This is a genomic window from Streptomyces sp. RGM 3693 (genome assembly GCF_050471125.1).
Classification (GTDB): domain Bacteria; phylum Actinomycetota; class Actinomycetes; order Streptomycetales; family Streptomycetaceae; genus Streptomyces.
Genome location: NZ_JBMPPQ010000003.1, coordinates 1,515,809 through 1,530,352, shown reverse-complemented (window position 1 = coordinate 1,530,352; position 14,544 = coordinate 1,515,809). Strand labels below are relative to the sequence as shown.

The window sequence follows — 14,544 nt, the reverse complement described above, 5'->3', positions numbered from 1 at the left end:
CTGCCAGGAGCCGCATCATGACCACCGCACCGCACTCCGCCGCCCAACCGGCACCGGAACCCCTCTGGCAGCCCGGCCCGGACCGGATCGCCGGCGCACAGGTCACCCGCTTCCACACCTGGGCCGCCACCCACCACGGCGCACCCGCCCCCACCCCCGGCGACCCCGCGGCCAGCTACGCCGCCCTGCACCGCTGGTCCGTCGACCACCTCCCGACCTTCTGGCAAGCCGTCGCTGCATGGTTCGACGTCCGCTTCGGCACGCCCTACGACACCGTCCTCGCCGACCGCACCATGCCCGGCGCCCGCTGGTTCCCCGGCGCCACCCTCAATTACGCCGAACACGCCCTACGCGCCGCCGAGGACCCCGCCCGCGCCGACACCCCCGCACTGCTCCACGTCGACGAGCGCCACCAACCCGCCCCCGTCACCTGGGCCGAGCTCCGCACCCAGGTCGGCTCACTGGCCGCCGCCCTCCGCCGCCTCGGCGTCCGCCCCGGCGACCGCGTCAGCGGCTACCTCCCCAACGTCCCGCAGGCCGTGATCGCCCTCCTCGCCACCGCCGCGGTCGGCGCCGTCTGGACCTCCTGCGCCCCCGACTTCGGCGCCCGCAGCGTCCTGGACCGCTTCCAGCAGGTCGAACCGGTCGTCCTGTTCACCGTCGACGGCTACCGCTACGGCGGAAAGGAACACGACCGCCGCGACACCGTCGCCGAACTCCGCGCCGAACTCCCCACCCTGCGCGCCGTCGTCCACGTCCCCCTGCTCGACACCCCCGCACCCGAAGGCGCCCTCAACTGGTCCGACCTGACCTCGGACCCCACCGCACCGGTCTTCGAGCAGGTCCCCTTCGACCACCCGCTGTGGGTCCTGTACTCCTCCGGCACCACCGGCCTCCCCAAGGCCATCGTCCAGTCCCAGGGCGGCATCCTCCTCGAACACCTCAAACAGACCGGCCTGCACTGCGACCTCGGCCCCGACGACCGCTTCTTCTGGTACACCTCCACCGGCTGGATGATGTGGAACTTCCTCGTCGGCGGCCTCCTCGCCGGATCCACCATCGTCCTGTACGACGGCAGCCCCGGACACCCCGACACCAGCGCCCAGTGGCAGGTCGCCGCCGCCACCCGCACCACCGTCTTCGGCACCTCCGCCGCCTACGTCATGGCCTGCCGCAAGGCCGGCCTGCACCCCGCCCGCGACCTCGACCTCTCCACCGTCACCTGCGTCGCCACCACCGGCTCCCCGCTCCCGCCCGACGGCTTCCGCTGGCTGCACGACAGCTTCGCGGAGAGCGGCGCCGACCTGTGGACCGCCTCGGTCAGCGGCGGCACCGACGTCTGCAGCTGCTTCGCCGGCGCCGTGCCCACCCTCCCCGTCCACATCGGCGAACTCCAGGCCGCCTGTCTGGGCACCGACCTCCAGGCATGGGACCCCCAGGGCGAACCCGTCATCGACGAGGTCGGCGAACTGGTCGTCACCAACCCCATGCCGTCCATGCCCACCCGCTTCTGGAACGACCCCGACGGCGCCCGCTACCACGACAGCTACTTCGACATGTACCCCGGCGTCTGGCGGCACGGCGACTGGATCACCCTCACCTCCCGCGGCAGCGTCGTCATCCACGGCCGCTCCGACTCCACCCTCAACCGCCAGGGCGTCCGGATGGGCTCCGCCGACATCTACGAGGTCGTCGAACGCCTCCCCGAGATCCGCGAATCCCTCGTCATCGGCCTCGAACTCCCCGACGGCGACTACTGGATGCCCCTCTTCGTCCACCTCGCCCCCGGCGCCACCCTGGACGACGCCCTGCGCGACCGCATCAAGCGGACCATCCGCGCACAACTCTCCCCCCGCCACGTCCCCGACGAGATCATCGAAGCCCCCGGCGTCCCCCACACCCTCACCGGCAAGCGCATCGAGGTCCCGATCAAACGCCTCCTGGCCGGCACCCCCCTCGAAAAGGCCGTCAACCCCGGCTCCGTCGACAACCTCGAACTCCTCCACTTCTACGAGCAGATCGCCGCCGACCGCGCCAAGTGACCCCGCCACGGCGCCGGCGGCCCCCCGCCCCGGCGCCGGACCCCCCACCGCCGACCGCCCCCACCGGCGCAGCCCCGCCGATGTCAGACCCCCCGATTACTCTCGGTGACAAGTGACGACCAGCGCACACACCGAGGGGGAGCCATGACACCCACCACCCGCCCCACCCACCACCCCGCCGGCCATCCACTCCGCCGCGACCTCCCCAGCACCGCGGCCGTCCTCGCCGACGCCCGGGACTTCGCCGCCATGCGCCGCTACCGCACCTTCCCGTTCGACGACCACCGCGGCTACCTCCAACAGCTCGACACCCTGCTGCGCACCCTCGCCGCCCAGGGCGTGCACACCACCCTCTGCCTCTTCGACCCCGCCGCCTACGCGCACTACTGCACCGACCACGGCCTCGACCCCGACGACCCCGGCAGCCGCAGCCGGTACACCGCCGCCGTCGCCTGCACCGGCGCCACCCTCGCCTACGACGGCACCCCGCTCGACCGGCTCCTCCCACTCCTCACCGAGGAAGCCGCCCGCCGAGCCTCCTGGGACCGCGCCACCGCCCTCCTCGCCCGCGCCGGCCGCTGCCCGGAGTGCGGCCAGGACCTCGCCCACGCGGCCTTCACCCGCGCCAACACCGCCCTCCAACACCTGCTGACGGCCCTGGGGGAGGGCACCCACCACCTCGTCTGCACCCTCCCCGACACCACCGGCTCACTCCGCGCCTACGTCCAGGCCACCGCCGCCCCCGACGGCACCCCACCCCGCCTCCCCGAATCCGAGACCCTCATCTTCTGCACGGTCCTCGCCGCCGCCCTGGCCCGACCCACCACCGGCGCCCTCGTCTGCCGCACCACACCCGCCACCGACGCCCCCACCGCCACCGTCCGCGGCTGGCGCCTCCGCGACGCCTGGGCGGACCCCATCAGCGCCGCCGAAATCTTCAACGCCTACTGCACCGACCCCGCCACCGACGAACCCATCCCACCCGAACACCGCGTCGACTACGCCCCCGGCCTGCCCCTCCCACCCCCACCAGGCCCGCACTGCCACCCCTGACCCCCACCGCCCGGGCCCCGCACCCATGCGAACGGCCGCCCCGCCATCAGGCGGGACGGCCGTCCCCACTCACCTCACAAGGCGCCGCGCGCCCGCCGGATCACTCCCCGGAGAGCACCGCCTGCGCGGCCGCCCGGGCATCCGTGGCGGTGTCCGCGGCCCGCGCCGCGGCCGCCGCCCGCTCACACTGAGCCAGCGTGTGCTTGGCCAGCGTCGCCCGCACATACGGAATCGACGCCGCACCCATCGACAGGCTGGTGACCCCAAGACCCGTCAGCACGCACGCCAACAGCGGATCGGAGGCCGCCTCACCACACACGCCACAGCTCTTGCCCTCAGCCTTCGCCGCCTCGGCCGAAGCCGCCACGAGGTCCAACAGCGCCGGCTGCCAAGGGTCCTGGAGCCGCGACACCGCGCCCACCTGCCGGTCCGCCGCAAAGGTGTACTGCGCCAGGTCGTTGGTCCCCAGGGAAAGGAACTCCACCTCCTGGAGGATCGACCGCGCCCGCAGCGCTGCCGACGGAATCTCCACCATCGCGCCGAACTTCGCCCGCAGCCCGGCCTCCCGGCAGGCATCCGCGAACGCCTTGGCGTCGATCCGGTCCGCCACCATCGGGGCCATGACCTCAAGGTAGACCGGCAGCCCCTCGGCGGCTTTCGCCAGCGCCCGGAGCTGCGTCCGCAGCACCTCGGGGTGGTCCAGCAGGCTCCGCAGACCCCGCACCCCCAGCGCCGGATTCGGCTCGTCCGCCGGCGTCAGGAACTCCAGCGGCTTGTCCGCCCCGGCGTCCAGCACGCGCACCACCACGCGCCCCTCCGGGAAGGCTTCCAGCACCTTCCGGTACGCCTCGACCTGCTTCTCCTCCGACGGAGCCTGCTTGCTGTCGTCCAGGAACAGGAACTCCGTACGGAACAGCCCGACGCCCTCCGCACCGGCCTCCACCGCCGCCGGCACATCCGCCGGCCCACCGACGTTCGCCAGCAGCGGCACCTTGTGCCCGTCCGACGTGGCGCCCGGACCGGACGACGCCGACAGCGCCGCCTTCCGCGCCTCGGCAGCCGCGGTCAGCTCAGCCCGCTTCTCCTCACTCGGGTTGACGAAGACCTCACCCGTGCTGCCGTCCACGGCGATCACGGTGCCCTCGACAAGCTCACCCGCACCCGGCAGCGCCACCACGGCCGGCACTCCCAGCGCCCGCGCGAGAATCGCACTGTGGCTGGTCGGCCCGCCCTCCTCGGTCACGAACCCGAGCACCAGCGTCGGGTCCAGCAACGCCGTATCGGCCGGCGCCAGGTCCCGAGCGATCAGCACGTACGGCTCATCGCTGTCCGGCACGCCCGGCATCGGCACACCCAGCAGCCGCGCAACGATCCGGTTCCGCACGTCATCGAGGTCGGCCACCCGGCCCGCCAGGTACTCACCCGCCCCGGCCAGCAGCGCCCGATAGGCCGCGAACGCGTCGTACACCGCGCGCTCGGCCGTGCTGCCCACGACGATCCGCCGCTCGACATCGGCCATCAGCTCGGGGTCCTGGGCCATCATGGCCTGGGCTTCCAGCACGTGCTGTGCCTCGCCGCCCGCCAGATTGCCCCGCGCGATCAAGTCGGCAGCCACAGCTTCCACGGCCTGGCGCGCGCGCCCCTGTTCGCGCTCCGCCTCCTCCGTCGGAATCTGCTTGGCCGGCGGCTCCAGCACCGCCGTCCCCATATGCCGCACCTCGCCGATGGCCACGCCGTGGCTCACCCCGACGCCCCGCAGCGTTGTCTCCATGTCACCCGTCTCCGGTCGTTGCGGCGGGCCCGGCCGCCGCGGTGGATGTCGTACCTGCCGTCTCGCAACGGCGTCCGGCTGCTACTGCCAGGAGAAGAGCGCGTCGCCGGTCTTGAGGGCGCCGTCCTCGCGCACATCGCCGAGCGAGTCCGCAGTGGCCTCCAGCGCAACGACCGGGCACACCGGCGACTTACCGGCCTCCTCGACCGCGGCCGGGTCCCAGCGCACGACGGCCTGCCCGCGAGTAACGGTGTCGCCCTTGTTCACCAGCAGCTCGAAGCCCTCGCCATTGAGCTGCACGGTGTCGATGCCGAGGTGCGTCAGTACGCCGTGCCCCTCAGCGTCCACAACGACGAACGCGTGCGGATGCAGCGAGACGATGACGCCGTCCACGGGCGAAACCGCCGCCGACGGCTCACGGACCGGGTCAATGGCGGTACCGGGACCCACCATCGCGCCGGAGAAGACCGGGTCCGGCACTGCCGCGAGCCCGATTGCGCGTCCTGCAAGAGGGGACGTCACGGTGGTCATGGGAAACCTCCCAGGGGTGAAGATTCATCAGGTCGCCGTCACTACCTGTCCTGGACGGCGCACCGTTGAGAAGCGTAAGTCATAAGAACTGACGGTTCCGCATGACAGAGCCCAGTTGTGCCCCACCCCGGTGCGGAATCGATTTGCCTCGCCCACCCGCCCCCTGTACTGTCTGAGATCTGCCCCGGACAGACAGAAGCGTTTCGACGCAACCGACTGAGTGGGCGGCACTCCTTCAGAGTCATGATCCAGATTCTCGAATCATGCGCTTCTGCATGCTTGCAGAAAAGCGGTGGTCCGAAAGCCGGAAAAGCCCTGATAGAGTGTGAAACACCGAAGGGAAGCGCCCGGAGGAAACCCGAGAGGGAATCCAAAGGAAGCGTCCGTTCCTTGAGAACTCAACAGCGTGCCAAAAGTCAACGCCAGATATGTTGATACCCCGTCTCCATCATGGAGATGAGGTTCCTTTGAAAGTCCTTCCAAGTTTTTGGGAGGCGCACAGCGAGGACGCTGTGAACCGTGAGGATTATTCCTCCTCGTGGTTCCGCTCAACGCGAGTGTCACACCGGCAGTTTTTCATTAAACGCAGGCCGGAAAACATTCACGGAGAGTTTGATCCTGGCTCAGGACGAACGCTGGCGGCGTGCTTAACACATGCAAGTCGAACGATGAACCTCTTTCGGGAGGGGATTAGTGGCGAACGGGTGAGTAACACGTGGGCAATCTGCCCTTCACTCTGGGACAAGCCCTGGAAACGGGGTCTAATACCGGATATGACACACGGAGGCATCTTCTGTGTGTGGAAAGCTCCGGCGGTGAAGGATGAGCCCGCGGCCTATCAGCTTGTTGGTGAGGTAATGGCTCACCAAGGCGACGACGGGTAGCCGGCCTGAGAGGGCGACCGGCCACACTGGGACTGAGACACGGCCCAGACTCCTACGGGAGGCAGCAGTGGGGAATATTGCACAATGGGCGAAAGCCTGATGCAGCGACGCCGCGTGAGGGATGACGGCCTTCGGGTTGTAAACCTCTTTCAGCAGGGAAGAAGCGAGAGTGACGGTACCTGCAGAAGAAGCGCCGGCTAACTACGTGCCAGCAGCCGCGGTAATACGTAGGGCGCGAGCGTTGTCCGGAATTATTGGGCGTAAAGAGCTCGTAGGCGGCTTGTCACGTCGGATGTGAAAGCCCGGGGCTTAACCCCGGGTCTGCATTCGATACGGGCAGGCTAGAGTTCGGTAGGGGAGATCGGAATTCCTGGTGTAGCGGTGAAATGCGCAGATATCAGGAGGAACACCGGTGGCGAAGGCGGATCTCTGGGCCGATACTGACGCTGAGGAGCGAAAGCGTGGGGAGCGAACAGGATTAGATACCCTGGTAGTCCACGCCGTAAACGTTGGGAACTAGGTGTGGGCGACATTCCACGTCGTCCGTGCCGCAGCTAACGCATTAAGTTCCCCGCCTGGGGAGTACGGCCGCAAGGCTAAAACTCAAAGGAATTGACGGGGGCCCGCACAAGCAGCGGAGCATGTGGCTTAATTCGACGCAACGCGAAGAACCTTACCAAGGCTTGACATACGCCGGAAAGCGCTAGAGATAGTGCCCCCCTTGTGGTCGGTGTACAGGTGGTGCATGGCTGTCGTCAGCTCGTGTCGTGAGATGTTGGGTTAAGTCCCGCAACGAGCGCAACCCTTGTTCTGTGTTGCCAGCATGCCTTTCGGGGTGATGGGGACTCACAGGAGACTGCCGGGGTCAACTCGGAGGAAGGTGGGGACGACGTCAAGTCATCATGCCCCTTATGTCTTGGGCTGCACACGTGCTACAATGGCCGGTACAATGAGCTGCGATACCGCGAGGTGGAGCGAATCTCAAAAAGCCGGTCTCAGTTCGGATTGGGGTCTGCAACTCGACCCCATGAAGTCGGAGTTGCTAGTAATCGCAGATCAGCATTGCTGCGGTGAATACGTTCCCGGGCCTTGTACACACCGCCCGTCACGTCACGAAAGTCGGTAACACCCGAAGCCGGTGGCCCAACCCCTTGTGGGAGGGAATCGTCGAAGGTGGGACTGGCGATTGGGACGAAGTCGTAACAAGGTAGCCGTACCGGAAGGTGCGGCTGGATCACCTCCTTTCTAAGGAGCATCTAGACGGTCGTAAGATTGTCCAGAGCCACTACGTCGGCGAATGTTCGACGGTGGTTAGCTCATGGGTGGAACGTTGACTATTCGGCACGATGGGTTGGGTTTGTTAGTACTGCTTCGGCGTGGAACGCAAGTTTTGACTGGTCGTGTTGGGCGCGCTGTTGGGTGTCTGAGGGTACGGACTGTGGTCTGGACCTTCGCGATGCCGGCCCCGGTGAAGCATCCTTTGTGGGTGTGTGACGGGTGGCTGGTCGTTGCTTGAGAACTGCACAGTGGACGCGAGCATCTGTGGCCAAGTTTTTAAGGGCGCACGGTGGATGCCTTGGCACCAGGAACCGATGAAGGACGTGGGAGGCCACGATAGGCCCCGGGGAGCTGTCAACCAAGCTTTGATCCGGGGGTGTCCGAATGGGGAAACCCGGCAGTCGTCATGGGCTGTCACCCGCTGCTGAACACATAGGCAGTGTGGAGGGAACGCGGGGAAGTGAAACATCTCAGTACCCGCAGGAAGAGAAAACAACCGTGATTCCGGGAGTAGTGGCGAGCGAAACTGGATGAGGCCAAACCAGTCACGTGTGATACCCGGCAGGGGTTGCGTGGTTGGGGTTGTGGGAGTTCTTTTGATCGGTCTGCCGGCCGGTCGGCGAGTCAGAAACCGTTGATGTAGGCGAAGGACATGCGAAAGGTCCGGCGTAGAGGGTAAGACCCCCGTAGCTGAAACATTAGCGGCTTGCTTAAGAACCACCCAAGTAGCACGGGGCCCGAGAAATCCCGTGTGAATCTGGCGGGACCACCCGTTAAGCCTAAATATTCCCTGGTGACCGATAGCGGATAGTACCGTGAGGGAATGGTGAAAAGTACCGCGGGAGCGGAGTGAAATAGTACCTGAAACCGTGTGCCTACAAGCCGTGGGAGCGTCGCGCATCAAGCTTGCTTGGTGCGTCGTGACTGCGTGCCTTTTGAAGAATGAGCCTGCGAGTTTGCGGTATGTTGCGAGGTTAACCCGTGTGGGGAAGCCGTAGCGAAAGCGAGTCCGAATAGGGCGTGGAGTAGCATGCTCAAGACCCGAAGCGGAGTGATCTAGCCATGGGCAGGTTGAAGCGGAGGTAAGACTTCGTGGAGGACCGAACCCACCAGGGTTGAAAACCTGGGGGATGACCTGTGGTTAGGGGTGAAAGGCCAATCAAACTCCGTGATAGCTGGTTCTCCCCGAAATGCATTTAGGTGCAGCGTCGTGTGTTTCTTGCCGGAGGTAGAGCACTGGATAGGCGATGGGCCCTACCGGGTTACTGACCTTAGCCAAACTCCGAATGCCGGTAAGTGAGAGCGCGGCAGTGAGACTGTGGGGGATAAGCTCCATGGTCGAGAGGGAAACAGCCCAGAGCATCGACTAAGGCCCCTAAGCGTGTGCTAAGTGGGAAAGGATGTGGAGTCGCAGAGACAACCAGGAGGTTGGCTTAGAAGCAGCCACCCTTGAAAGAGTGCGTAATAGCTCACTGGTCAAGTGATTCCGCGCCGACAATGTAGCGGGGCTCAAGTACACCGCCGAAGTCGTGTCATTGCGATATTACCCCCAACGGGGATCGTGATGGGTAGGGGAGCGTCGTGTGCCGGGTGAAGCAGCCGTGGAAACGAGTTGTGGACGGTTCACGAGTGAGAATGCAGGCATGAGTAGCGATACAAGAGTGGGAAACTCTTGCGCCGATTGACTAAGGGTTCCTGGGTCAAGCTGATCTGCCCAGGGTAAGTCGGGACCTAAGGCGAGGCCGACAGGCGTAGTCGATGGACAACCGGTTGATATTCCGGTACCCGCTTTGAAACGCCCAATATCGAATCCATTAATGCTAAAGCCGTGAAGCCGGCCTGGAGTCTTCGGACAAAGGGACGTGGTGGAGCCGTTGACCCAAGGTGGTAGTAGGTAAGCGATGGGGTGACGCAGGAAGGTAGTCCAGCCCGGGCGGTGGTTGTCCCGGGGTAAGGGTGTAGGCCGTGTGGTAGGTAAATCCGTCACACGTTAAGGCTGAGACCTGATGCCGAGCCGATTGTGGTGAAGTGGATGATCCTATGCTGTCGAGAAAAGCCTCTAGCGAGTTTCATGGCGGCCCGTACCCTAAACCGACTCAGGTGGTCAGGTAGAGAATACCGAGGCGTTCGGGTGAACTATGGTTAAGGAACTCGGCAAAATGCCCCCGTAACTTCGGGAGAAGGGGGGCCATTTCTGGTGAGGGAACTTGCTTCCTGAGCTGGGGGTGGCCGCAGAGACCAGCGAGAAGCGACTGTTTACTAAAAACACAGGTCCGTGCGAAGCCGTAAGGCGATGTATACGGACTGACGCCTGCCCGGTGCTGGAACGTTAAGGGGACCGGTTAGCTCCATTTCGGTGGGGCGAAGCTGAGAACTTAAGCGCCAGTAAACGGCGGTGGTAACTATAACCATCCTAAGGTAGCGAAATTCCTTGTCGGGTAAGTTCCGACCTGCACGAATGGCGTAACGACTTCTCGACTGTCTCAACCATAGGCCCGGTGAAATTGCATTACGAGTAAAGATGCTCGTTTCGCGCAGCAGGACGGAAAGACCCCGGGACCTTTACTATAGCTTGATATTGGTGTTCGGTTCGGCTTGTGTAGGATAGGTGGGAGACTTTGAAGCGCCAACGCCAGTTGGTGTGGAGTCGTTGTTGAAATACCACTCTGGTCGTGCTGGATGTCTAACCTGGGTCCGTGATCCGGATCAGGGACAGTGTCTGGTGGGTAGTTTAACTGGGGCGGTTGCCTCCTAAAGAGTAACGGAGGCGCCCAAAGGTTCCCTCAGCCTGGTTGGTAATCAGGTGTTGAGTGTAAGTGCACAAGGGAGCTTGACTGTGAGACTGACGGGTCGAGCAGGTACGAAAGTAGGGACTAGTGATCCGGCGGTGGCTTGTGGAAGCGCCGTCGCTCAACGGATAAAAGGTACCCCGGGGATAACAGGCTGATCTTCCCCAAGAGTCCATATCGACGGGATGGTTTGGCACCTCGATGTCGGCTCGTCGCATCCTGGGGCTGGAGTCGGTCCCAAGGGTTGGGCTGTTCGCCCATTAAAGCGGTACGCGAGCTGGGTTTAGAACGTCGTGAGACAGTTCGGTCCCTATCCGCTGCGCGCGTAGGAGTCTTGAGAAGGGCTGTCCCTAGTACGAGAGGACCGGGACGGACGGACCTCTGGTGTGCCAGTTGTTCTGCCAAGGGCATGGCTGGTTGGCTACGTTCGGAAAGGATAACCGCTGAAAGCATCTAAGCGGGAAGCCTGCTTCGAGATGAGGGCTCCCTCCCACTTGATGGGGTAAGGCTCCCAGTAGATGACTGGGTTGATAGGCCAGATATGGAAGCGCCGTAAGGTGTGGAGTTGACTGGTACTAATAGGCCGAGGGCTTGTCCTCAGTTGCTCGCGTCCACTGTGTAGGTTCTGAAGTAACGACTGTTGAGTCATGCTCCGGTTGGTTATCTTCATAGTGTTTCGGTGGTTTTAGCGTTAGGGAAACGCCCGGTTACATTTCGAACCCGGAAGCTAAGCCTTTCAGCGCCGATGGTACTGCAGGGGGGACCCTGTGGGAGAGTAGGACGCCGCCGAACAAATTTTAATAAAGCCTCGTTGGGAACTTCGGTTCCCAACGAGGCTTTCTTGCGTTCTGCGACGGGGCCCCACGGCGCGGCGCGGCCGGCGGGCCAGGTAAAGTCGGGGGCATCATCGGCATATTTTTCCCACAGGAGGCTTCCGCGTGGAGGTCCAGGAGACGCGGATCCAAACAGATCGTGTCCTCACCATCCCGAATATTCTGAGCATGGCGCGCCTGGTCGGCGTGCCAGTGTTCCTGTGGCTGATCCTCTGGCCGGAATTCGGCGGCCCGAGGGCCGATGGCTGGGCGCTGCTGGTTCTCGCGTTCAGCGGTGTCAGCGATTACCTCGACGGCAAGCTGGCCCGGCGCTGGAACCAGATCAGCAGCCTGGGACGGATCCTCGATCCGGCTGCCGACCGGCTCTACATCCTCTCGACCCTCGTTGGTCTGACCTGGCGGGAGATCCTCCCGGTCTGGCTCACCGCGGCGCTGCTCGCCCGTGAGTTGATGTTGCTGATCGCGGTCGGGGTCCTCGGACGCCACGGGTACGGTCCGCCCCAGGTGAACTTCCTGGGCAAAGCGGCTACGTTCAACTTGATGTACGCCTTCCCGTTGCTGCTGCTCAGTGACGGAAGTGGCTGGCTTCACTCACTCGCTGCTATTTTCGGATGGGCGTTCGCCGGATGGGGTACAGCGCTGTACTGGTGGGCAGGGATCCTCTACGTGGTCCAGGTCCGCAGGATCATCAGGGCGGACGCCACGGCCGACTGAGCTCGCCGAAGCGGCAGATCGCGCCAAGGCCCAGCGCCCGCGACGGGGGATACAGCGGGCGCTCTTGACAAGTGAAGTCGGCAAGACCGTCGTCTCTTCGAGGAGGACGCTTCCGACATGAAGGCCGTTGTGATGGCCGGCGGCGAAGGAACACGCCTTCGCCCCATGACGTCCAGCATGCCCAAGCCGCTGCTCCCCGTGGCCAATAGGCCGATCATGGAGCATGTACTGCGGCTGTTGAAAAGGCATGGTCTCACCGAGACCGTCGTGACCGTGCAATTCCTGGCCTCGCTCGTCCGGAACTATTTCGGCGACGGGGAAGAGCTCGGAATGGAGCTCACGTATGCCAATGAGGAAAAGCCACTCGGCACCGCCGGGAGCGTGAAGAACGCCGAGGAGGCCCTCAAGGACGATGCCTTCCTGGTCATCTCCGGTGATGCCCTCACCGACTTCGACCTCACCGATCTCATCCGGTTCCACAAGGAAAAGGGTGCCCTCGTCACGGTCTGCCTCACGCGGGTGCCCAATCCGCTGGAGTTCGGCATCACCATCGTCGACGAGGGCGGTCAGGTCGAACGATTCCTGGAAAAGCCTACTTGGGGTCAGGTCTTCTCGGACACGGTCAACACCGGTATCTATGTGATGGAGCCGGAGGTGTTCGACTACGTCGATCCCGATGTTCCGGTGGACTGGTCCGGTGACGTCTTCCCTCAGTTGATGAAGGAAGGCAAGCCCATCTATGGCTATGTCGCCGAGGGCTACTGGGAGGACGTCGGTACGCACGAAAGCTATGTGAAGGCCCAGGCCGATGTGCTCGAAGGCAAGGTCGATGTCGATATCGACGGTTTCGAGATCTCACCGGGAGTGTGGGTCGCCGAAGGCGCCGAAGTGCACCCGGATGCGGTGTTGCGCGGCCCGTTGTACATCGGTGACTACGCCAAGGTCGAGGCGGACGTGGAGATCCGCGAGCACACCGTCGTCGGCTCCAACGTCGTCGTCAAGAGCGGTGCGTTCCTCCACCGCGCAGTCGTGCACGACAACGTCTACATCGGTCAGCAGAGCAATCTGCGCGGCTGTGTGATCGGCAAGAACACCGACATCATGCGGTCCGCGCGGATCGAGGACGGCGCGGTCATCGGCGATGAGTGCCTCATCGGTGAGGAGTCGATCGTCCAGGGCAATGTGCGGGTCTATCCCTTCAAGACGATCGAGGCCGGTGCGTTCGTCAACACCTCGGTCATCTGGGAATCCCGCGGGCAGGCGCACCTCTTCGGGGCGCGCGGGGTGTCGGGGATCCTCAACGTCGAGATCACCCCGGAACTCGCCGTGCGGCTCGCCGGTGCGTACGCCACCACGTTGAAGAAGGGCTCGACGGTCACCACGGCACGCGACCACTCCCGTGGTGCCCGGGCCCTGAAGCGCGCGGTGATCTCCGCGTTGCAGGCGAGTGCCATCGACGTCCGCGACCTGGAGAACGTGCCCTTGCCGGTCGCCCGGCAACAGACCGCGCGGGGCAGCGCCGGCGGGATCATGGTGCGGACCACGCCGGGGGTGCCGGACTCCGTCGACATCATGTTCTTCGACGAGCGGGGCGCGGACCTCTCGCAGGCCGGGCAGCGCAAGCTCGACCGGGTCTATGCCCGGCAGGAGTACCGACGGGCCTTCCCCGGTGAGATCGGTGATCTCCAATTTCCGTCCAGCATCTTCGACTCCTATACGGGAGCGCTGCTGCGGGCGGTGGACACCACGGGCATCAGCGATTCCGGTCTGAAGGTCGTGGTGGACGCCTCGAACGGCAGCGCCGGTCTGGTGTTGCCGAGCCTCCTGGGCCGGCTCGGCGTCGACTCGTTGACCATCAATCCCGGTCTCGACGAGTCCCGGCCGACCGAGACCGCCGATGCCCGCCGCTCCGGTCTGGTCCGGCTCGGTGAGATCGTGGCTTCGGCCCGGGCGGCGTTCGGCGTGCGCTTCGATCCGGTCGGCGAGCGGCTCTCCTTGGTGGACGAGCGCGGCCGGATCATCGAGGACGACCGTGCGCTGCTGGTGATGCTGGACCTGGTCGCCGCAGAGCGGCGCAGCGGCCGGGTGGCGCTACCGGTGACCACGACCCGGATCGCCGAGCAGGTGGCGGCGTACCACGGCACGCAGGTCGAATGGACGACGACCTCGCCGGACGACCTCACTCGGGTGGGGCGGTCGGACGGCACGGTGTTCGGTGGTGACGGGATGGGCGGTTTCATCATTCCGGAGTTCAGCAGTGTCTTCGACGGCGCCGCGGCGTTCGTCCGGCTGATCGGGCTGGTGGCCCGTACGCAGCTCACGCTGAGCCAGATCGACGCGCGGATCCCGAGGGCGCACGTTCAGCGGCGTGACCTGGCGACGCCGTGGGCGGTCAAGGGCCTGGTGATGCGGCACGTCGTGGAGGCGGCCGGCGACCGGGACGTGGACACCACCGACGGCGTGCGGATCGTGGAGGCCGACGGGCGCTGGGTGCTGGTGCTGCCCGACCCGGCCGAGGCGGTCACCCATCTCTGGGCGGAAGGCCCGGACGACGTCTCCGCCCAGCAGCTGCTGGACGAGTGGGCGGCCGTAGTGGACAGCGCCGGACGCTGACCTCTCCCCATCGGCGTGCCGCCCGATCGGCACGCC

At 65.0% G+C, this 14,544-nt stretch carries 6 protein-coding genes and 3 rRNA genes; 7 read left to right on the top strand and 2 right to left on the bottom strand.

Annotation, left to right across the window (positions count from 1 at the left end):
• The first annotated feature begins 17 nt into the window (after window positions 1-17).
• Window positions 18-2,042 carry an acetoacetate--CoA ligase gene (locus tag ACO0M4_RS35245; RefSeq protein ID WP_430375141.1) on the top strand — a complete coding sequence of 675 codons (2,025 nt, stop codon included), beginning with the start codon at window positions 18-20 and terminating at the stop codon, window positions 2,040-2,042.
• 144 nt (window positions 2,043-2,186) lie between these two features.
• Window positions 2,187-3,095 carry a hypothetical protein gene (locus ACO0M4_RS35240; protein ID WP_430375140.1) on the top strand — a complete coding sequence of 303 codons (909 nt, stop codon included), beginning with the start codon at window positions 2,187-2,189 and terminating at the stop codon, window positions 3,093-3,095.
• 100 nt (window positions 3,096-3,195) lie between these two features.
• On the opposite strand, the gene ptsP is transcribed toward ACO0M4_RS35240, so the two are convergent.
• Complete coding sequence (gene ptsP / locus ACO0M4_RS35235; protein ID WP_430375139.1) at window positions 3,196-4,866, bottom strand: phosphoenolpyruvate--protein phosphotransferase; 1,671 nt, start codon at window positions 4,864-4,866, stop codon at window positions 3,196-3,198.
• Between the two features lie 81 nt (window positions 4,867-4,947).
• A complete protein-coding gene (locus tag ACO0M4_RS35230) occupies window positions 4,948-5,397 on the bottom strand; it encodes a PTS sugar transporter subunit IIA (RefSeq protein WP_430375138.1) in 450 nt (149 codons plus the stop codon).
• A gap of 600 nt (window positions 5,398-5,997) precedes the next feature.
• On the opposite strand from ACO0M4_RS35230, the gene ACO0M4_RS35225 reads away from it, so the two are divergent.
• The 5 genes from ACO0M4_RS35225 to ACO0M4_RS35205 all read left to right on the top strand — a co-directional run bounded on the left by ACO0M4_RS35225 (window position 5,998) and on the right by ACO0M4_RS35205 (window position 14,508).
• A 16S ribosomal RNA gene (locus tag ACO0M4_RS35225) occupies window positions 5,998-7,526 on the top strand.
• Between the two features lie 299 nt (window positions 7,527-7,825).
• Window positions 7,826-10,947: ribosomal RNA gene (locus ACO0M4_RS35220) — 23S ribosomal RNA — on the top strand.
• A gap of 76 nt (window positions 10,948-11,023) precedes the next feature.
• A 5S ribosomal RNA gene (gene rrf, locus ACO0M4_RS35215) occupies window positions 11,024-11,140 on the top strand.
• Together the 16S, 23S and 5S rRNA genes form the textbook arrangement of a ribosomal RNA operon.
• A gap of 146 nt (window positions 11,141-11,286) precedes the next feature.
• A complete protein-coding gene (locus ACO0M4_RS35210; RefSeq protein ID WP_430375137.1) occupies window positions 11,287-11,895 on the top strand; it encodes a CDP-alcohol phosphatidyltransferase family protein in 609 nt (202 codons plus the stop codon).
• A 117-nt stretch (window positions 11,896-12,012) separates the two neighbouring features.
• Window positions 12,013-14,508, top strand: a complete 2,496-nt coding sequence (locus ACO0M4_RS35205) for a sugar phosphate nucleotidyltransferase (RefSeq protein WP_430375136.1) — start codon at window positions 12,013-12,015, stop codon at window positions 14,506-14,508.
• The last annotated feature ends 36 nt before the right edge of the window (window positions 14,509-14,544 follow it).